The organism is Nostocoides japonicum T1-X7 (genome assembly GCF_001046855.1).
GTDB lineage: Bacteria > Actinomycetota > Actinomycetes > Actinomycetales > Dermatophilaceae > Nostocoides > Nostocoides japonicum.
On record NZ_HF570958.1, the window covers coordinates 1690940 to 1710566 of the forward strand.

Below are 19627 nucleotides of genomic sequence, written 5' to 3' on the forward strand. Positions count from 1 at the left end.
GGGGACGCGGTCGCGGCGGCAGCGGAGTCCGCGGCCGAGCCCGCCGGGGTCGCGGCGCGCGCCGGCTCGTCGAGCGACACGTGCTCGTCGACGATGGCGACGACCTCCTCCTCGCTCGTCGCCTGGTCCAGACGGGCCCGGAAGTCCTTGTTCATGAGGGCCTTGGCGAGCTTGGGCAGCATCTGCATGTGGGCGTCGCCGCCGGCCTCCGGCGCGGCGATGAGGAAGATGAGCTTCGCGGGACCGTCGGGCGCGCCCCAGTCGATGCCCTCGCGGGACCGGCCGAAGACGAGCGACGGCTCGGTGATCGCCGCGCTGCGGGCGTGCGGTATGCCGATGCCGCCGGGCAGTCCGGTCGCCATCTTCTCCTCGCGGGCGCGGACGTCGGCGATGAAGGCGTCGACGTCGGTGCACCGTCCGGTCGTGGCGAGCGTCTCGGCGAGCCGTCGGGTCGCCGCGTGGCGATCCGGGTCGGACAGGTCGAGGATGACCTGTTCGGTCGTGATGAGGGCCATGACGAGTCCTTCTCTCGAGGTTCTACAGGGGGGAGGGTTCTTCTCAGGGGGTGAGGGTGAGGGAGCGGTCGGGGTCGAGGGTCGTCTCGACGGGTATGCCGTCGAGGTCTCGGCGGGGGTGGGGACGCGACTGCCCGGGAGCCGGACCGCCGCCGACCCCCAGAGGGCTCCGGTGGCGAGGGCCCGCTCCGGAGGGTCACCGGCTGTGAGGCTCGCGAGGAGGCCGGCGAGGGTGCAGTCCCCGGCGCCGACGGTCGAGAGCACCTGGGGCACCGTCGTGCGGACATGCGCGACGGTGTCGGCGTCGACGAGGACCGCCCCGTCGCGCCCGAGGCTCACGACGACGCGCTCGACACCGGCCGACACGAGGCCGGCGGCGGCGTCGAGCACGTCGCCGAGGGTGGGCAGGGGGTGGCCGACGAGCTCGGTGAGCTCCTCGTGGTTGGGCTTGACGAGGCTCGGGCCGGCGGCGACGGCATGCCGCATCGCGGCGCCGGAGCCGTCGATGGCGACGCGGCAGCCGATGGCCCGCGCACGCGCGACGAGCGTCGCATACAGGGTGTCGGGGGCTCCGGGTGGGAGGCTGCCCGACCCGACGAGCCAGTCCGCCCCCGAGGCCGCGTGGAGGGCGCGGGCGAGGACCGCGTCGACCTCCTCCGGGGACAGGACGGGGCCGGGCTCGTTGACCTTCGTCGTCGCGCCGTCCGGCTCGACGACGGCGACGTTGGACCGGACGGTGCCGGTGACGGTGACGGTGCGGTTCGGGACGCCCGCCGCGTCGAGGAGGGAGGCGATGACGCCGCCCTCGGGTCCGCCGACCGGCAGGACGGCCATCGTCGCGATGCCCTGGGCGGCGAGCGCGCGGGAGACGTTGATCCCCTTGCCGCCCGGGTCGATCCGGCTCGACGTGGCTCGGTTGACCTCGCCGTGGCGCAGCCCGTCGACGGCGACCGTGCGGTCGATGCTCGGGTTGGGGGTCAGGGTGACGATCATGCCCGGACCACCTCGGTGCCGGCGGCGCTCAGGGCGGTCGCCGCCTCGGGGTCGAGGCTGTCGTCGGTGATGACGAGGTCGATGTCGTCGAGGGCCGCGAAGCGGTGGAGGTGGTCGTCGCCGAACTTCGTCGCGTCGGTCACGCAGACGACCCGGCGCGCACAGCGGACCATCGCCACCTTGGCGCTCGCCTCGGCCTGGTCGGGCGTCGTGAGACCCCGCTTCGGCGAGAGCCCGTTCGTGCCGATGAAGGCGACGTCGACGCCGATCGAGGCGAGGGCGTCGGTGAGCCACACCCCGACGGTGGCGCCGGTCCGGCCGCGGACCCGCCCGCCGAGGACGTAGAGGCTGACGCCGGGGTGGGTGGCGAGCGTCGCGGCCGCGGACACCGAGTTCGTCACGACGGTGAGGTCGAGGTCCGGCGGGAGGAGCTCGGCGATGGCCTGGGTCGTCGATCCGGAGTCCAGGAGCACGGTCCCCTCGTGGGGCAGCTCCTCCAGGGCGCGGGCCGCGATGCGGCGCTTGACGTCACCGAGCCGGCCGACCCGCGTGGCATACGTCGGCTCGATCTCCAGGCGCTCGACGGGGATGGCGCCCCCGTGGACGCGGCGCAGGGTGCCGCGGCGCTCGAGGACCGACAGGTCTCGCCGGATCGTCTCGGCGGCGACGCCGAGGGCGTCCGCGAGGGATCCCACCTCGACCCGGCCGTCGCGTCGCGCCTCGTCGAGAATGCGCTGCTGCCGCTCTTCCGCGTACACGTCGCTCCCTTGCGTCCTGCGGGCTCCTCTGCCCGATGACGACCATGAAACCACACGGACGGGCATAAGACAACAGATATGGGCGCCCGATTATGTGGTTTCTTCATACGGGTCAGAGGAGGACCGTGCTGAACACCCCGATGTCTCGCATGCCGATGCGGTGGTAGGTGGCGCGGGCGGCGGCGTTGAAGTCGTTGACGTAGAGGGTCACCCACGGTGCGAGGTCGTTCATGACGAGCTCGACGACGGCGGCCATCGCGGGGACGGCCAGCCCTCTCCCCCGCAGGTCCGGCGCGAGCCAGACGCCCTGGACCTGCGCGCAGCCGAGCGCGACGGAGCCGATGTCCGCCTTGAAGACGACCCGCCCGCCCTCGACGACGACGTACGTGTGGCCCCGCTCGATGAGGGCCTGGAGCGCCGCCCGGTACCCCCGCGAGCTTCCGGTGAACGGCGGGTACCCGATCTCCCGGGTGAACATGTGGGCCGCCGCGGGGAGGACGAGGTCGACCTCGTCGGGCCGGGCGAGGCGAACGCGGGTGTCGACGGGTATGCCGAGGGCGGAGGGCGGCGTCGTCGTCCCCATGAGCGGCTGGTCGGTGCGGATCGCCCGGGCGGGGCTCCAGACGGGTTCGAGGGCGGCCCACAGCGAGGTGACGAGATCCTTGGGCCCGAGGATCGAGGCGCATCGGCCACGCCACTTGCGGATCCGCTCGGCGAACGCGGCCGTGCTCTCGGTGTCGGTCGCGACGGGGACGACGTTCGCGCTCGCCCAGCACAGGGAGTCCAGGACCCCGTCCCGGCGGTGGCCGAGCAACGTCCCGTAGCGGGAGTCGATGGCGCCCTCGATGACGCGCGCGGCGACGAAGACGTTCGCCGCGACATCGCGGGCGCACAGGGCCAGCGCCTCGTCGCGCTCGTCGCGGCTGACCGGCCGGACCGCGGATCGGGTGCGGAGCACGCCTACAGCCTGCCGTCAAAGCCGTCCGATGTCATGCCCCGACCCGCGAGTCGCACCCCGCCGTGGGGCTCCGTGGCTCGTCACGGTCCTCCCCCCGCGGGCTCGACGGCTGTGGTGGCGTCCCGAGCCGGCCGGGGGCGGCTTGGTAGGCTCCGGCATGCCCTCACGCTCGGTCGACAGCTCGGGGCCGGCGTCACTGGAGTGGCTGGGCATGCTCTCCAACAGCGGGGCCGGTGGGACGGGCGGGGCATCCCGGGCGGAGCAGGTCGCCGCGCAGCTCGAGGCGGGCATCGCCCTCGGACTCCTCGAGGAGGGCACCTGGCTCCCTCCGGAGGCCCAGCTCGCGGCAGCGCTCGGCACGTCGCAGATGACCCTTCGGGTCGCCCTGGCCACCTTGCGCGGCCAGGGCCTCATCGAGACGGTGCGCGGGCGACGCGGGGGCAGCCTGGTCCGAGAGAGTCACTCCTCCGACGAGGCGCAGTTCGAGCGTCGCCTGCTCCAGACGGGCACCGAGCACCTCCGGGACGTGGGCGACCTCTACTGCGCCGTCGCGTCGAGCGCGGCGCAGCTCGCCGCGGACCGTGCCGACGAGCCGGAGATCGAGCACCTGTCGGAGCTCGCCGCATCCCTGCGCACCGCACCGTCGCTCTCCGAGCACTGGCGCACGGCGAGCCGCTTCCAGATCGCCGTGGGCGTCGCCGCCCAGTCCAGCAGACTGACGGCCACCCTCCTGCAGGTCCAGGTCGAGATCGCCACTCTCCGCGCGCCCCGGCTGACGAGCCCGGAGCAGGTCGAGGACACCGTCGCCGGGATCCAGGCCGTCGCCGAGGCCGTTCGCGAGCACGACGCGACGGCGGCCGCCGCGACGGCCAGGAGCAACTGCCAGCTCGAGATCGACACGCTGATCGAGCACCGACTGCGGCTGCTCATCGAGACCGAGGGGCACTCATGAGGGCAGAGAGCAACGGCTCGTCCATCCCGGCGCAGGCCGCCGCGGCAGCCGCCCGGGAGGCATGTCTCGCTCCCCTCCACGACCTGGTGCGACTGCGGCAGGAGATCGAGGAGTCCGGGACGACCGCCATCGAGTCGGCCACCCGCCGCGGCTTCTGGCTCGCCGGAATGTTCCTGCAGTTCCTGGAGACCCAGAGCTCCCTCGTCGACGGCGCCGGATTCGCCCTCGCCCCCGAGACGTTCGACGACGGGTCCCACGGCATCGGCTGGTGGCGACGCGACGAGGGCGGACACGTGACCAACGTCGCCTACGACTTCAACCCCGGATCGATCAACTACTACGACTACGCCTCCCGTCCGTGGTTCCGGACCGCCCAGACCAAGGACCGCCCCGTCCTCATCGGGCCCTACGTCGACGCCGGCGGTCTGGACACCAGCACCGTGACGCTGGCCGCACCGGTCCACGGCGCGACGGTTCACGTGATCGGTTGCGACATCTCGCTGGCGGCCCTCGAGGCGGTCTTCGTCCGGGCGATCGGCGACGTCCTGCCCCCGCTCATGCTGGTCGGCTCGAACCGGCGGGTCCTCGCGTCGAACACCGCCCGGTACAGCATCGGCGCCCTCGCGCCGCGGTCGGCCGACCCCGGTCTCCGGGTCTTCCGGCCCGAGGACGACATCGATGCCGACTGGGAGGTGCGACCCGCCGACCGTGCCGGGCGGTAACCCGGCTAGGTCGCGGCGCCGGTGGCGAAGACCCCGTTGTGCAGCCGGGTCGAGATCCGCTTCTGGACGGCCGCGACCTCCCGCACGCAGTCGGTCAGCAGCCGCCTGTCGATCGAGCTGAAATCGGACAGGGCGATGACGTCGGTCGGCGTCCGACCGGCGTCGATCTGGTCGACCTGCACCTGCATCCGGACTCGCTGGAGCTGGAGGAACACCTCCTCCAGGGTCCTGCTGTCGGGCGCGGTCATCAGGTCGTTGTCCATGGCCGCAGCCAGGCGCGCAGGGGTCGACGCCGCTCCGACCCCGACGCTCAGCCCACCCCACCGGGCCAGGTTGACGATCGGGGTGAGCAGCTGGCCCTTCAGGTCGACCGTCTCCCGCCGCGGTGACAGCAGGGTCCGGAGGGAGCGCTGCCACACCTTGGTCGACAGCGCGTCGAGGAGCTGCAGCCGCAGGGCCTCCGGGTGGTCGAGACGCATTCGGCGAATGCCGAGGGGCACCGTATGCAGGGCCGGGTCGCCCCACACGACGCGGCCGTCCACGAGGAGCGAGGACATGATCAGCCCTTCGTCGACCAGCGGCTCGCGCATCCACCGCTGGGAGGCGCTCAGCCACTGCGAACCGGAGCGGGCGAACCGCCTCGAGCTCGCCAGCGCGCCGTTCGTGTCGGCCGGCAACGCGCACGCATCGAGTATCTCGTGGACCCGCTTCGCGAGCCGGAGGTGGTCCGCCGCCACCGAGTCGTCGTCGGCCCAGGACATCGCGGAGTCGATGTCGGAGGACGGCAGGGCCTCGCGGCGGGCGACACTGCCCAGGGAGATCCACGCGAACCTCGGGCGGTGCACCCCCGGCGACTCCGCCAGGGCCAGCTCGAGCGCACGACGCGCCAGGCAGTCGATGACGACCGAGAGGATCCCGCTCGTCGTGACGGCGTCCGTGCCGGCGTGGACGAGGTCCACGACGAGCGGCCGCACGCCGGCCGATGCCTCGACGAGGGCGGCCGCGGAGGGCGACCGCGCGATGGTCCGCCGCAGCTCGAAGGTCCGTCGGGTCGAGGCCGCCATCATCTCGATGTCGTCGATGACCCCGAGCAGCCGCCCTCGACCGTCCACGACCGGCATATGCCGAACCCCGTGCTCGAGCATCTCGACGAGCACCGTCGTGACGACCCGGTCCTCGGAGACCACCCGCACCGGCGCGCTCATCACCGTGCGGACCGGTGCGTCGACGCTCACGTCGGCCGCCACGACCCGGGAGCGCAGGTCCCCGTCGGTGAAGATGCCGTACTCGCCGCCCGCGAGGGGGACCACGACGTAGGAGCTGCGGGACTCGGTCATCCGGCGCGCGGCCTCGCGGACCGAGATGTCCCCGGACACCACGACCGGTCCGACGTGCATGAGGTCACCGACCGCCCGGCGACCCAGGATCCCCTCGAACGGGGCAGGCACGGCCCCGGGGACGGTCGACACCTGGCCCGCGAGGTACCGGACGCCTTCGGGTCGGCTGAACACCGGCATGACGAGCCGTCCGGGGACACGCAACACCGTGCATACCCCGTTGGCGCGCGCCGTCACCTGGATCGGCTCGCCGAGGAGCAGGGCGGCGACCCCGAGGAGGCCACCGGTGTTGACGACGTCGGTCGGCTCGTCCGACGGGGCGTCCTCGGGGGCCCAGACGAGCAGCTGACCGGCCATCACGACCCAGACGTCGCCGGTCGCCCGGGCGGCGTCGTCGACGGCGGCCTCCCCGTCGGCCAGCCGGGTGATCACCGCTTCGCCGGCCAGCTGTGCGCGCTCCTGGGCGGAGAGCGCATCCAGCGGAGGGGTGGCCGACAGGAATCCGGCCACCCCACCGCTGTCGAGGACCACATCCTCGGACATCACGCGACCCGCCTCCGCGGCCCGGTCCTCAGTCGGCTTGGTGCGAGGCCAGCGTGCCGAGATGCCTGCGGCCCTTGAGCGCATACCACAGGAGTCCGGAGCCGAGGATCACGCCGATGTAGATGAACGCACCCCACGTGTTGTACCACGGCTCGCCGTAGATGGCCGTCCTCGGCCAGGCGAGGTTGAGAGACATCCCGACCCCCCAGAGCACGGCGAGGACGTTGACGAGCAGGCCCCAACGACCCAGGGTGAAGTAGCCGGAATCCTTCAGGTCCTTCGGCGGCCACTGCCCTTGCAGGCGCTGCTTGAGCATCGGCACGGTCACGAGCAGGTAGGCCAGGTAGATCATGATGATGGCGATGGACGTCAGCACGGTGAAGATGTGCGGCTGCCCGATGTTGATGACGAGGATGAAGGTCGCGATGAGGCCGATCACCACCGCCGGCACGACCGGTGCCTTGGTCTTCGGGTTGACCCGGGCCAGCTGCTCGCTGAAGGGAAGCGCGTTGTCGCGCGCCATGGCGAAGGTGAGCCGGATCGCGGCGGTATGCACGGCGAGCGAGCACACGATGACGGCCACGACGATGCAGATGAGGAAGATGGTGCCGAGCGGTCCCCACATCACCTGCTCGACGATGCGCTGCAGGCTGCCCTTGGGGCTTCCCAGCAGCGGGTCCTTCAGGTCCGGTGCGGCCATGATGGCGAACACGAGGATGGCGCCCCCAATGACGAAGGAGGCGAGGATGGCCCGGAGGATGGCCTTCGGCGCCGTCCGGCGAGGATCCATCGTCTCCTCCCCGAGCGAGCTGGCGGTGTCGAAGCCGTACATCACGTACCCGGAGGCGAGGGAGGCGACGAGGAACAGGCTGAGGTAGCCGGTGCTCTCACCCGCTCCGTAGCCGTGGGTGCTGAAGAAGACCTCGGGACCCCGCTTGATGTTCACGGCGAGCAGCAGCGCGATGAGGATCGCGGCGATCAGTTCGATGAACACGCCCGTGCTGTTGATGAGCGCCATGAGCCGGACGCCCTTCGCGTTGATGACCGTCGTGAAGAGGATCATGATGGCCCCGAGGAGCACGGCGTTGGTCGCGAAGCTGATCCCCGTGCCGTCACCGATGATCTGGAACCCGGGCCACAGCCGGGGCAGGTTGATCTGCAGGGCCAGCACGACCGCGGACAGGGTCACGATCGATGCGGTCAGCATGAGCCATCCCGCCGACCAGCCGACGACCTTCGACCCGAGGGTCTTGGCCCAGTTGTAGACCGACCCGGCGACGGGATACTTGGCGGACAGCTCCATGAAGCACAGCGCGACCATCATCTGACCGACGAAGACCATGGGCCAGCTCCACAGGTATGCGGGGCCGGCGTTGCCGTAGCCGACGTAGAACAGCTGGAACGTACCGGTCAGGATCGAGATGTAGCTGACGCCGGCGGCGAAGCTGGCGAACTTCCCGATGCTGCGGTCCAACGACGCCTTGTAGCCGAAATCGGCCAGATCCTGGTCGTCACCCGGCCCCTCGGCCGGCCTCTCCTCCTGTGCCGCTGAAGCCATGAGCGAGCTCCTCCTTCTCTCGGATGTGGTCAGTGCGAGCTGCGGACGCAGCGCGCCGTCGGGTCAGCTGTTCGCGAGGGCCGCGCTCGGCGGCTCGGTGACGGCGTCCCATGCGGCGTTCCGGGGGTCGCCAGGGGGATAGAGCGGCTGGCCCGTTCCGTGGCGATACCACGGCACGTCCGAGAGGGGCGGTAGAGGGGTGTTGCCCATGACGAGGTCGGCGGCCTTCTCGCCGACCATCATCACCGGGGCGTAGATGTTGCCGTTCGTGACGAACGGGAACACGGAGGCGTCGACCACGCGCAGACCGTCGGCGCCCCGGACCCGCATCGTCGAGGGGTCGGTGACGGCATCGTCGTCGATGCCCATCTTCGCCGAGCACGAGGGGTGCAGGGCCGTCTCGGCGTCGCGGCGCACCCAGTCCAGGATCTCCTCGTCGGTCTCGACAGCGGACCCGGGCGAGATCTCACCGCCGCTGAACGCCTCGAACGCCGGCTGGCCGAGGATGGTGCGGGCGGCGCGGACCATCTCCACCCACTCCTTGCGATCGGTCTCGGTGGACAGGTAGTTGAACTGGATCGACGGGTGCTCGAACGGGTCGGTGGACCGGATGCGCACGTGGCCGCGGGTGTCGGCATACATCGGTCCGATGTGCACCTGGTAGCCGTGGACGCCGTAGTCCGACTCCGCGGGCTTGCTGCCGTCGTACCTGATGGCGATCGGGAGGAAGTGGAACATCAGGTTGGGCCAGGCGACCTCGTCGTTGCTGCGGATGAACCCGCCGGCCTCGAAGTGGTTGGACGCACCCACCCCCCTCCGCAGGAAGAGCCACTCGGCGCCGATCCGCGGTTTGTGGTGATGCGCCAGCCAGGGGGCGATGGACACCGGCTGCCGACTGGCGTGCTGGATGTAGACCTCGAGGTGGTCCTGGAGGTTCGCGCCGACGCCGGGCAGCTCGAGGCGGGGGGTGACGCCGGCTTTCGACAGGTGCTCGGGATCGCCGATCCCGGCGAGCTGGAGCAGCTGCGGGCTGTTGAAGGCCCCGCCGCACAGGATGACCTCCCCCGCGGTCACCGAGCGACTCCGTCCGGCGTGCCGGTAGTCCACCCCGACGCACCGGGTGCCCTCCATCCGCAGCCCGGTGACCTGAGCGAGCGTCTGGACCTTGAGGTTCTTCCGGCCCATCACCGGGTGGAGATATGCCCGGGCCGCCGAGAGCCGCCGCCCGCGATGGACGTTGCGGTCGAACTTGGCGAACCCCTCCTGACGGTAGCCGTTGACGTCGTCCGTGAGCGGGAAGCCGGCCTGCTGCACCGCCTCGAAGAACGCTCCGAAGAGCGGGCTCGTCGCCGGTCCGCGCTCGAGGACCAGTGGGCCCGACCCGCCCCGCCACGCGTCGGGCCCCGCGAGACAGGTCTCCATCCGCTTGAAGTACGGCAGGCAGTGGGCGAAGTCCCAGGAGTCCATGCCGGGCTCCGCCGCCCACCGCTCGTAGTCCATGGGGTTACCGCGCTGGAAGATCATCCCGTTGATCGAGCTCGAGCCGCCGAGCACCTTGCCCCGCGCGTGGTAGATCCGACGGCCGTCCATGTGCGGCTCGGGATCGGTCGTGTACTTCCAGTCGTAGAGCCGGTTGCCGATCGGGTACGGCAGCGCCGCCGGCATGTGGATGAACGGGTCGAGGATGATGTCGGACCGCCCCGCCTCGAGGACGAGGACGGACGTCGACGGGTCGGCTGACAGCCTGTTGGCCAGCACCGAGCCGGCTGACCCGCCGCCCACGATGACGACGTCGAACGACGTGCTCATTGTCTGCTCCCTCCTGGACGCCCACGAGGCAGCAACGGCCGGCTACCCCGATCAACAGCGACAGACGAGGCCCAGATGTCGCGGCAGGGTCGTCAGGGCGCGACTGACCCACACGTGGCGTCACGCGCCTACCCACAAGAGGATGACCCTGTCGAGAACTCGAACAGGTGCTCGACAACAACTACAGTCCGACGTCATTGTCCCTGGCTGATGTGCGCCGACAATGCCAGAGGTTGGGGGGAATGTAAACCCCTAAACCTGCGTGTTATCTCGAACAGCGGATCGGGCGGAGACGACCCGACGCGTGCTGACCCGGGCCGTCACCTCCACTCCGACGGCCCCACGAGGCGCTCACCAGCGGATATCCGAACCGCTCAGGAGACGGTGACGACGGGACCCGCGGCGACATCGGCGGTCTCCGCGCCGTCGACGGGCTCGCCGATCTCCTCGGCGATCCGCATCGCCTCCTCGATGAGGGTCTCGACGATCTGCGACTCGGGGACGGTCTTGATGACCTCGCCCTTGACGAAGATCTGCCCCTTGCCGTTGCCCGAGGCGACGCCGAGGTCGGCCTCGCGGGCCTCGCCCGGACCGTTGACGACACAGCCCATGACGGCGACCCGGAGCGGGACCTCGAGACCCTCTAGGCCCGCGGTCACCTGGTCGGCGAGGGTGTAGACGTCGACCTGGGCGCGCCCGCACGAGGGGCAGGAGACGATCTCCAGCTTGCGGGGCCTCAGATTGAGGGACTGGAGGATCTGGTTGCCGACCTTGACCTCCTCGACGGGGGGAGCCGAGAGGGAGACGCGGATCGTGTCCCCGATGCCCTTGGACAGGAGCGCGCCGAAGGCCGTCGCCGACTTGATGGTCCCCTGGAAGGCCGGGCCCGCCTCGGTGACGCCGAGGTGGAGCGGCCAGTCGCCCCGTTCGGCGAGCAGCTCGTAGGCCCGGACCATGACGACGGGGTCGTTGTGCTTCACGGAGATCTTGAAGTCGTGGAAGTCGTGCTCCTCGAAGAGGCTCGCCTCCCAGACGGCGCTCTCGACGAGCGCCTCGGCCGTCGCCTTGCCGTACTTGGCGAGGAGCCGCTTGTCGAGCGACCCGGCGTTGACGCCGATCCGGATCGACACCCCGGCCTCGCTCGCCCGGCGGGCGATCTCGGCGACCTGGTCGTCGAACTGGCGGATGTTGCCGGGGTTGACCCGGACCCCGGCGCAGCCGGCGTCGATCGCGGCGTAGACGTACTTCGGCTGGAAGTGGATGTCGGCGATGACGGGGATCTGGCTCTTGCGGGCGATCGCCGGGAGGGCGTCGGCGTCGTCCTGGCTGGGGCATGCGACGCGGACGATGTCGCAGCCGGCGGCCGTCAGCTCGGCGATCTGCTGGAGGGTCGCGTTGACGTCGGTCGTCGGCGTCGTGCACATCGACTGGACCGAGATGGGCGCGTCGCCACCGACCTCCACCTTGCCGACCCTGATCTTGCGGCTCCGGCGGCGGGGGGCCAGCACGGGGGCGGGGGCGGACGGCATACCGAGAGACACGGGCATGATGTCGATTATCTCCTACTCAGCCGCCGAGCTTGACCGGCCGGACGATGTCGGCGTAGGCGAGCAGGACGGTCATGACGATGAGCCCCATGGAGACGACGTAGGCGATGGGCAGCGCCTTGGCGACGTCGACGTATCCGGGGTCGGGCCGGTGGAAGACCCGTGCCCAGGTCCGCTTGACCCCCTCCCACAGGGCGCCGACGACGTGCCCGCCGTCCATCGGCAGGAGCGGGACGAGGTTGAAGACGAAGAGCGCGATGTTGAGTTGGGCCACGAGAAGGACCAGGAGCGCGGCTCGACCGCCGAAGTCCACCGGCAGGCCCGGGATCGTGCCCGCGCTCGCCTCGCCGGCGATCCGGCCGACGCCGACGACGGAGATCGGCCCGTTGGGGTCGCGCTCGCCGCTGCCGAACGCCGCCTGGACGACGCCGACCATCTTCTGCGGGATGCGGACGACGACACCGGCCGTCCCCGACACGACCTGCCACGTGTACCCGGGAACGGCGGTCAGCGGCTGCCGCTCGACGGCCGACGCCTGGCTGGAGGAGATGCCGATGAAGCCGGTCTCGTGGTAGGTCGGCTTGCCGTTCTTGAGGACCGCTCGCCCCTTGTCGTCGTAGACGGGCAGCGTGTTGCGGATCGGCGTGACGGTGAGCGTGAGGTTCGCGCCGTCCCGGCGGACGAGGAACGTCGTGGCCTTCCCCGCCCGGTCGGCGACGAGCCGGCCGACGTCCGCGCTGTCGCGCACCGGTGTCCCGTCGATGGCGACGACGACGTCGTCGGGACGCAGCCCCGCCTGGTAGGCGGGCGTCTCCTGCGCCCCGTCGCAGGTCGTCGGCACCGTCTCGGTGCTCTTCGCGACGCACTGGTAGACCGCGGCGACCTCCGCCCCGGGCTTGGCGACGGCGACCCCGTGGAGGGTGAGGACGGCGGCGAGCAGGAGGAAGCCGACGAGCAGGTTCATGAAGATGCCACCGGCCATGACGGTGACCTTCTTCGGCGTCGACAGCTTGTAGAACACGCGGTCCTCGTCGCCGGGCTCGACCTCCTCCAGGCTCGTCCGGCGCGCCTCGTCGGCCAGCTGGGAGAAGCGGCCGGTGCTCGACACCCTGATCGTCGAGGGGTCCTCGCCTTCGCGCGGCGGGAACATGCCGATCATCCGGCAGAAGCCGCCGAGCGGGATCGCCTTCACGCCGTACTCGGTCTCCCCCACGCGGCGCGACCACAGGGTCGGGCCGAACCCGATCATGTACTGCGTCACCTTGACGCCGAAGGCCTTGGCGGGCACGAGGTGACCCAGCTCATGGAGGGCGATGGACACCCCGACGCCGACCGCGATGACGACGACGCCGATGAGATAGAGGAGGACGGTCACGAGCTGCCTTCTGTGCTTCCTGCGGTATGCGACGAGCCGGGTGGGTGGTGGGCGCTCACCTCGTCGACGCTGAGAGGTGCGACGGCGCGAGGCCGAGCACGGCCCGGGCCCGGTCGCGGGCCCAGCGGTCCGCGTCGAGGACCTGCTCGACCTCGGTGACAACGTCCGAGGAGGCCGGATCGTCCCCGTGGTCGGCGACGACGCGGGCGACCGTGTCGACGATGTCGAGGAAGCCGATCCGCCCCTCGTGGAAGGCGTCGACGCACACCTCGTTCGCCGCGTTGTAGACGGCGGGGAAGGTGCCGGCCGCCTCGCCGACCTGGCGGGCCAGGGCGACGGCGGGGAACGCCTCGTCGTCGAGGGGCTCGAAGGTCCACGTCGACGCCTGCGTCCAGTCGCACGCCGCGTCGACCGCCTCGAGCCGGTCGGGCCAGGACAGGCCGAGCGCGATGGGGATGAGCATCGAGGGCGGGCTCGCCTTGGCGACCGTCGAGCCGTCGCGGAACTCGACCATCGAGTGGACGACCGACTGGGGGTGGACGACGACGGTGATCGCGGCATACGGCACGTCGAAGAGCAGGTGCGCCTCGATGACCTCCAGGCCCTTGTTGACGAGGGTCGCGGAGTTCGTCGTGATGACCCGCCCCATGTCCCACGTCGGGTGGGCGAGCGCCTGCGCCGGGGTGACGTCGCGCAGCTGTTCCCGGGTGCGGCCGCGGAACGGCCCGCCGCTCGCCGTGACGACGAGGCGCCGGACGTCGCCCGGGCGGCCGGCACGCAGGCACTGGAGGATCGCGCTGTGCTCGGAGTCGACGGGGACGATCTGCCCGGTCGCCGCCGCCTTCTTCACGAGCGCGCCGCCGACGATGAGGGACTCCTTGTTGGCCAGCGCGAGCCGGGCGCCCGTGTCGAGGGCGGCGAGGGTGGGACGCAGGCCGACCGAGCCGGTGATGCCGTTGAGGACGATGTCGGCGCCGCAGGCCGCGGCCCGGGTCGCCGCGTCCTCGCCGACGAGGACGTCGGGTGAGGGGTCCGGGAGGCGGGCGTCGACGGCCGACGAGCGGATCGCCTCCGACAGCATCGCGGCATCGCCGCTCGCGGCGGCGACGAGCCGGGCCCCGGTCCGCGCGGCCTGCTCGGCGAGGAGCGCGGTGTTCCGCCCGCCGGCGAGGGCGACGACCCGGAACCGGTCGGGGTGGGCCTCGACGACCTGGAGGGCCTGGGTGCCGATGGACCCGGTCGACCCCAGGACGGCGACGGTCCGGGGAGCGGTCATGCCGCCATTGTCCCCCACGCCGCCGTCAGGGCTGCGGGATCATGTGCTGCCACGGCTTGCTGATGCGGAAGGCGCGGCCGGTGATCTCGCCCGGCGTGATGGCGACGACGACGTACTTGGCCGTCGGGACCCACGGCCGCAGCGGCAGCTCCTCGACGACGTCCGCGGCCGATCCCTCGAGGACCGTCGCGTTCCCCCGGACGACGACGCTCCACGCCTTCTCGGCCTCGTCGTCGAAGTGGTCGATCTCGAGGGCGACATCGTCGTTCATCGTCACCCCGAGCAGCTTGCTCCCCTCGGCGGTCCGGAAGAACAGCCGGCCGCCGTCGGTCGCGTAGTTGAGCGGCACGATGTGGACCTCGCCGGCGAGGTGGAAGGCCAGCCGGGCGAACTCCTCCCCGCGCAGCAGCTCCCAGCATTCCGTGTCGTCCAGGGCTCGGACGGCCGTCTCGTCGTCCTCGGGCTCATACATGACGCTCACCTCCGCGCGTCGATCTCGGTCCCTCCAGCATGACAGGCGGACGCGACGACGACGGCCACCTGTGGCCGACGAGTCATCGGGCTCGGTCAGAGCCGGTGGACGACGGTGACGTGGAGCGTCGGGTGGTCGCGCGACACGGCCTCGAGGAGGGAACGGATCGCCTCGAAGCCCTGCGGGTCGCGGTCGGCGAGCGTCGTCGCACCGTCCCAGATGATCTCCTGGTCCTGGGTCGTCTCGCTCAGGTATGCCGTGAGGGAGTCCGCGAGCGCCTCGAGGTCGACGCCGACCCAGCTGGGGAAGGCGAGCGACCTCCCGAAGCTCGCGAGGCTCTCGGCGCGGTCCGCCCCGGCGGGCACGAGGTGCACCTCCCGGCCGGCCGCGCGGGCGTCCCGGATGAGCCGGACGATGTCGACGGGCCCGTCGACGTCGACGATCACGGTGACCCCCGGCGCGCACGACGACGACCGCTGCGGCCCGGGGCTACGGTCGTCATGGCCTCATTGTGGCAAGGACGCCCCGTCCCGTCGCGCCGGAGGGCCCCGGGACGGCTCAGGGGGCGATGCCGATGTACTTCGTCTCGAGGTACTCCTCGATGCCCTCGAAGCCGCCCTCCCGGCCGAAGCCGGACGCCTTGACGCCGCCGAACGGCGCGGCGGGGTTCGAGACGACACCCTGGTTGATCCCGACCATGCCGAAGTCGAGGGCCTCGCTGACCCGCAGCGTGCGAGAGAGGTCCCGGGTGAAGACGTAGGCGACGAGGCCGTACTCGGTGTCGTTGGCCCGGCGGACGGCCTCGTCCTCGGTGCGGAACGTCACGATCGGCGCGACCGGGCCGAAGATCTCCTCACGCATGACGCGCGCGTCGGTGGGCACGTCGGTGACGACGGTGGGCTCGTAGAAGTATCCGGGTCCATCCGGCGCGGACCCGCCGACGACGACCCGGGCGCCCTTCTCGCGGGCGTCCTCGACGAGCTCGGTCACCTTGGCCAGCGACGGGGCATCCACGAGGGGACCCACGTCGACGCCCTCCTCGGTGCCGTCGCCGAGCGACAGCGCACTCATCCGCTTGGCGAACTTCTCGGCGAACTCGTCGGCGAGCGACTCGTGGACGAAGAACCGGTTGGCCGCGGTGCACGCCTCGCCGATGTTGCGCATCTTCGCGAGCATGGCGCCGTCGACGGCCTTGTCGAGGTCCGCGTCCTCGAAGACGAGGAACGGCGCGTTGCCGCCGAGCTCCATCGACACGCGCAGCAGCTGCTCGGCCGACTGTTCGACGAGCTTCTGTCCGACCTCGGTCGAGCCGGTGAAGGTCAGCTTGCGCAGCCGGGGGTCGCGGATGAGGGGCTCCATGACCTGCCCGGTGTGCGACGTCGTCACGACGTTGAGGACGCCGTCCGGCACGCCGCACTCGCGCAGCAGCTCGGCGAGCGCGAGCATCGTCAGCGGGGTCTGGCTCGCCGGCTTGATGACCATCGTGCAGCCGGCGGCGATGGCGGGGCCGATCTTGCGGGTCCCCATGGCGAGCGGGAAGTTCCACGGCGTGATCATCAGGGTCGGCCCGACGGGCGCCTTCATGGTGAGCAGGCGGGTCGCCCCGTTGGGTGCCGTCGACCAACGGCCGTGGATCCGGACCGCCTCCTCGGAGAACCACCGGAAGAACTCCGCCCCGTAGGTCACCTCGCCCCGGGCCTCCGGAAGGGGCTTGCCCATCTCGAGGGTCATGAGCATCGCGAAGTCCTCGGCGCGCTCGGTGATCCGCTCGTATGCCGTGCGCAGGATCTCCCCGCGGTCACGCGGCGCCGTGCGGGCCCAGTCCGCCTGGGCCGCGACGGCCGCGTCGAGGGCCGCCTTCCCGTCGGCGACGTTCGCGTCGGCGACCCGGGCGAGGATGTCGCCCGTGGCCGGGTTGTCGACCGCCAGCGTGGCGCCGCCGGTCGCCTCCCTCCACGATCCGCCGATGAACAGACCCTTGGGAACCGAGTCGAGAAGCTCCTGCTGTGAGGTGGCCATGGGCGTGCTGTGCTCCTTCGTTGGGGCCGGGAACCGCTCCGACCCGTCGGGGCCGCGGATGGCGATAGGGTGCGGATGGCGGTGTGCTTGGGCCCAGCCTAGGTCCCCTCCCCGTGCCCTCGGAGATCGGGTGACCTCGTCCCGGGCCATCGGGCCGCTCCTCGCCGCGCGAGGCGGCCCTCGTCGCACCGCGCATCACCACGGCTGCGGGATCCCCGTCTCCGGTGCGGCCTGCCCGTCAGGTGGGGTTCTCCGCGTCGGCCGTGGCGGGGTTCCGGACCCGGTCGATGCCGGTGAAGTACTCGTGCGCGACCGCTTCGTTGTACCTCGTGAACATACGGGCGAGCTGCGCCCGGTCCTCGTCGCTCCAGCTCGCCAGCAGCTGGGCCGTCCGTCGCCGGCGCGCGGCGCTCAGCTCCTGCATCCGCGCCGCGCCGCGCTCGGACGGCCTGACGACGGACCGGCGGCGGTCCTGGGGATCGGGATGGCGGGTGAGCAGGCCCTTGGACTCCGCCGCCGCGACCTGCCGGCCGACCGTCGAGGGATCGAGGCCGAGCGCCGTGGCGAGCGTGCCGATGTCGGAGGCGCCGAGCGAGTCGAGGGCGAGGAGCAGGAGGTAGCCGGCCCGGTCCATCTCGGCGGCGAAGTCGGACCGGCGGCGCAACAGCTCGAAGTTGCGCGTCAGCACCGCCGCCTGCACCTCGATGACGGCGATGGGATCGTCGTCGGCCGGGGGCGGTGGGTGCGTCGTCATCCGGTCGCCCTCCAATCATCGGCATCATACATGTTAATATCGGCATGATGCAGGTGTCTCGGTCGGGCGTGCGCTCCTGGCTGTCGCACTCCTGGGACGCCGTCGTCGGCTCCGACCCGGGCTCGCCCGGCTGAGGACCGCGCTCTTCGCCGCCCTCGCGATGTCGGGCGCCCTCGCCATCGAGTTCCTCGTGTGCCGGCTCACCCATGCCGGCCAGCTGGCCACGGTCGTCGCCATGCTGCTCGGCGCCATGGTCGCGATGATGGGATCCAATGCGTTGAGCGGCGGTGGCGCCCGGGCGAATGCGCGGACCGCCGCGTTCTTCCCCGTGGCCATCGGCCTGGGCATCGGTCTCGGCATCGCCGTCGGGACGCACGCCGACGTCATGCTCGTCGTCTTCGTCGCCGTGATGTTCGTGGCCGTCTATGTCCGCCGCTTCGGCATGAGCTTCTTCTTCTACGGCTTCATGCTCTGGATGGGCTACTTCTTCGCGTCCTTCCTCCATGCCACCGCGAGCATGCTGCCGCACCTCATGGTCGCGATCGTGCTCGGCACGGTGTGGGTCCTCCTCCTGTCGGTCACCGTGACGCGCACCAACCCGCGTCGCCATGTGGAACGCGCCCGCGCGAGCTTCGATGCCCGGGCCAGACGGCTCGCCCGCGCCTCGGCATACCTCGTGATGGCCGACCCCGACGATGCGGCGGAGGTCGCTCGGCGCCGTCGCAGGGTCGGCGCGCAGCGCGCCCGCCTCGCGGAGGCCGCGCTCATGATCGACGGCTGGTCCGCCGAGACCGACGCGCTTCCGGAAGGCTGGACACCCGGGGCCGTCCGGCGCCGCCTCGTCGACCTGCAGCTCTCCCTCGGCCAGCTGACCATCGCCTCGCAGGAGCTCGTCGGCGCCGACCGCGAGCTGCGCCGTGCCGCGGTGCGGGCCCTCTGGCCACTGGCGCTGCGCCGGGGCCGCGACGCCGCCGCGGCCGCCCGCCGGCTGCGCGACATCGTCGAGGAGGGCCGCCTCGGCAGCCCCGACGAGCGACGGTCGGCCGATCATCTGGCCGTCGGCATCCTGGACTTCGTCGCGCTCGAGCCGGACGTCGCCCAGCCGCCCTCGACCACCGACGCGGACCATGAGGAGTTCACGCCGGCGGTGGCCCTCGCCTTCGGCAACCTGCCCGGGTCGCCGGCCGTCGTCCGCGACGTCGAGGCGCGGGGGCGGACGTGGAACCCCCTGTCACGACTGGACTTCACGACGCGGCAGGCCGTCCAGGTCGCCGTCGCCGGGGCGCTGGCCATCGTCTTCGGACGGATGCTCGATCCGCACCGCTACTACTGGGCGGTCATCGCGGCGTTCGTCGCCTTCACCGGCACCGGCACGCGCTCGGAGACCGCGCTTAAGGCCGTCCATCGCGTCGTCGGCACCCTCGTCGGCCTGCTCGTCGGCATCCTGCTGGCCCACGCGACGACCGGCCACACGGTCTGGACGCTCGTGGTCATCGTGCTCAGCATGTCGATGGGCTTCTACCTCGTGCGGATCTCCTACGCCTACATGATCTTCTTCGTCACGATCATGGTCGCCCAGCTCTACGGCGTGCTCCACGAGTTCTCCGACGAGCTGCTGTTCCTGCGCCTCAAGGAGACCGCGCTGGGCAGCCTCATCGGCATCGTCGTCGCCCTCCTGGTCACTCCCGTGAGCACGCGCGACGCCGTCGAGTCCGTGCGGCACGACCTGCTCGTCGCCCTGCACGACTTCCTTCTGGCGATCCGGGCCCACCTGCGGCCTGGCGACACATCCGAGCCGCGGCCGGACCTCGACGGCCCCCTGCGCGAGCTCGACAACCGTCTGCGAGCACTGGTGCAGGTCGGCGCGCCTCTCACGCGGCCCCTGCTCGCCGCCAACGACCCGCGGTTGGCGCGGCACCACCTCACCCTGTATGCCGATGCGGTGCGCCGCGCCCAGGCCCTGACCCGGTCGGTCCGCGGTGGCGCGCAGACCGACGAGCACCTGGCGGCCGCCGTCGGCGCGCTCGCGGACGCCGCCG

16 protein-coding genes are annotated in these 19627 nt (G+C 71.4%); 3 read left to right on the forward strand and 13 right to left on the reverse strand.

The features are described 5' to 3' along the window. The 3 genes from pfkB to BN12_RS07590 all read right to left on the reverse strand — a co-directional run. Positions 1 to 1508 (reverse strand): 1-phosphofructokinase (pfkB, locus tag BN12_RS26060; protein ID WP_083454488.1); only part of this gene is annotated, 1508 nt, incomplete at its 3' end. Beyond that, positions 1505 to 2266 carry a DeoR/GlpR family DNA-binding transcription regulator gene (locus tag BN12_RS07585; RefSeq protein ID WP_048551390.1) on the reverse strand — a complete coding sequence of 254 codons (762 nt, stop codon included), beginning with the start codon at positions 2264 to 2266 and terminating at the stop codon, positions 1505 to 1507. The genes BN12_RS07585 and pfkB, both read right to left, overlap by 4 nt. Before the next feature lie 112 nt (positions 2267 to 2378). Continuing rightward, positions 2379 to 3224: a GNAT family N-acetyltransferase gene (locus BN12_RS07590; RefSeq protein WP_048551392.1), complete on the reverse strand. Its 846-nt coding sequence runs from the start codon at positions 3222 to 3224 to the stop codon at positions 2379 to 2381. 157 nt (positions 3225 to 3381) lie between these two features. On the opposite strand from BN12_RS07590, the gene BN12_RS07595 reads away from it, so the two are divergent. Further along, the gene (locus tag BN12_RS07595) at positions 3382 to 4176 is read left to right on the forward strand and encodes a FadR/GntR family transcriptional regulator (RefSeq protein ID WP_162233066.1); all 795 of its coding nucleotides are present in this window, start codon (positions 3382 to 3384) and stop codon (positions 4174 to 4176) included. Next, on the forward strand, positions 4173 to 4898 hold the full coding sequence (locus BN12_RS07600) for a cache domain-containing protein (protein ID WP_048551396.1): 726 nt from the start codon (positions 4173 to 4175) through the stop codon (positions 4896 to 4898). Before BN12_RS07595 ends, BN12_RS07600 begins: the two co-directional genes overlap by 4 nt. Before the next feature lie 5 nt (positions 4899 to 4903). Here BN12_RS07600 and BN12_RS07605 read toward each other — a convergent pair whose 3' ends face one another. The 10 genes from BN12_RS07605 to BN12_RS07650 all read right to left on the reverse strand — a co-directional run bounded on the left by BN12_RS07605 (position 4904) and on the right by BN12_RS07650 (position 17588). Next, positions 4904 to 6778 (reverse strand): putative nucleotidyltransferase substrate binding domain-containing protein, encoded by a 1875-nt coding sequence (locus BN12_RS07605; RefSeq protein ID WP_053079978.1) that lies wholly within the window; start codon positions 6776 to 6778, stop codon positions 4904 to 4906. A gap of 28 nt (positions 6779 to 6806) precedes the next feature. Continuing rightward, positions 6807 to 8336, reverse strand: a complete 1530-nt coding sequence (locus BN12_RS07610) for an APC family permease (RefSeq protein WP_048551398.1) — start codon at positions 8334 to 8336, stop codon at positions 6807 to 6809. A 63-nt stretch (positions 8337 to 8399) separates the two neighbouring features. Further along, positions 8400 to 10145: a choline dehydrogenase gene (gene betA, locus BN12_RS07615; protein ID WP_048551400.1), complete on the reverse strand. Its 1746-nt coding sequence runs from the start codon at positions 10143 to 10145 to the stop codon at positions 8400 to 8402. 374 nt (positions 10146 to 10519) lie between these two features. Further along, positions 10520 to 11692: a flavodoxin-dependent (E)-4-hydroxy-3-methylbut-2-enyl-diphosphate synthase gene (gene ispG / locus BN12_RS07620; protein ID WP_048551401.1), complete on the reverse strand. Its 1173-nt coding sequence runs from the start codon at positions 11690 to 11692 to the stop codon at positions 10520 to 10522. Between the two features lie 19 nt (positions 11693 to 11711). After that, positions 11712 to 13067: a M50 family metallopeptidase gene (locus BN12_RS07625; protein ID WP_048551403.1), complete on the reverse strand. Its 1356-nt coding sequence runs from the start codon at positions 13065 to 13067 to the stop codon at positions 11712 to 11714. A gap of 55 nt (positions 13068 to 13122) precedes the next feature. Next, complete coding sequence (dxr, locus tag BN12_RS07630) at positions 13123 to 14343, reverse strand: 1-deoxy-D-xylulose-5-phosphate reductoisomerase (RefSeq protein WP_048551405.1); 1221 nt, start codon at positions 14341 to 14343, stop codon at positions 13123 to 13125. A 25-nt stretch (positions 14344 to 14368) separates the two neighbouring features. Next, positions 14369 to 14815, reverse strand: a complete 447-nt coding sequence (locus BN12_RS07635; RefSeq protein WP_048556105.1) for a pyridoxamine 5'-phosphate oxidase family protein — start codon at positions 14813 to 14815, stop codon at positions 14369 to 14371. A 95-nt stretch (positions 14816 to 14910) separates the two neighbouring features. Continuing rightward, the gene (locus BN12_RS07640) at positions 14911 to 15261 is read right to left on the reverse strand and encodes a barstar family protein (protein WP_048551407.1); all 351 of its coding nucleotides are present in this window, start codon (positions 15259 to 15261) and stop codon (positions 14911 to 14913) included. A 112-nt stretch (positions 15262 to 15373) separates the two neighbouring features. Further along, the gene (locus BN12_RS07645) at positions 15374 to 16834 is read right to left on the reverse strand and encodes an NAD-dependent succinate-semialdehyde dehydrogenase (protein ID WP_048551408.1); all 1461 of its coding nucleotides are present in this window, start codon (positions 16832 to 16834) and stop codon (positions 15374 to 15376) included. A gap of 238 nt (positions 16835 to 17072) precedes the next feature. Then, a complete protein-coding gene (locus BN12_RS07650) occupies positions 17073 to 17588 on the reverse strand; it encodes a MarR family winged helix-turn-helix transcriptional regulator (protein ID WP_048551410.1) in 516 nt (171 codons plus the stop codon). Between the two features lie 160 nt (positions 17589 to 17748). Between BN12_RS07650 and BN12_RS07655 the strand changes: the two genes are divergently transcribed. Further along, positions 17749 to 19627, forward strand: a 1879-nt coding sequence (locus BN12_RS07655; RefSeq protein ID WP_053079979.1) for an FUSC family protein, incomplete at its 3' end; no start/stop codon positions are given.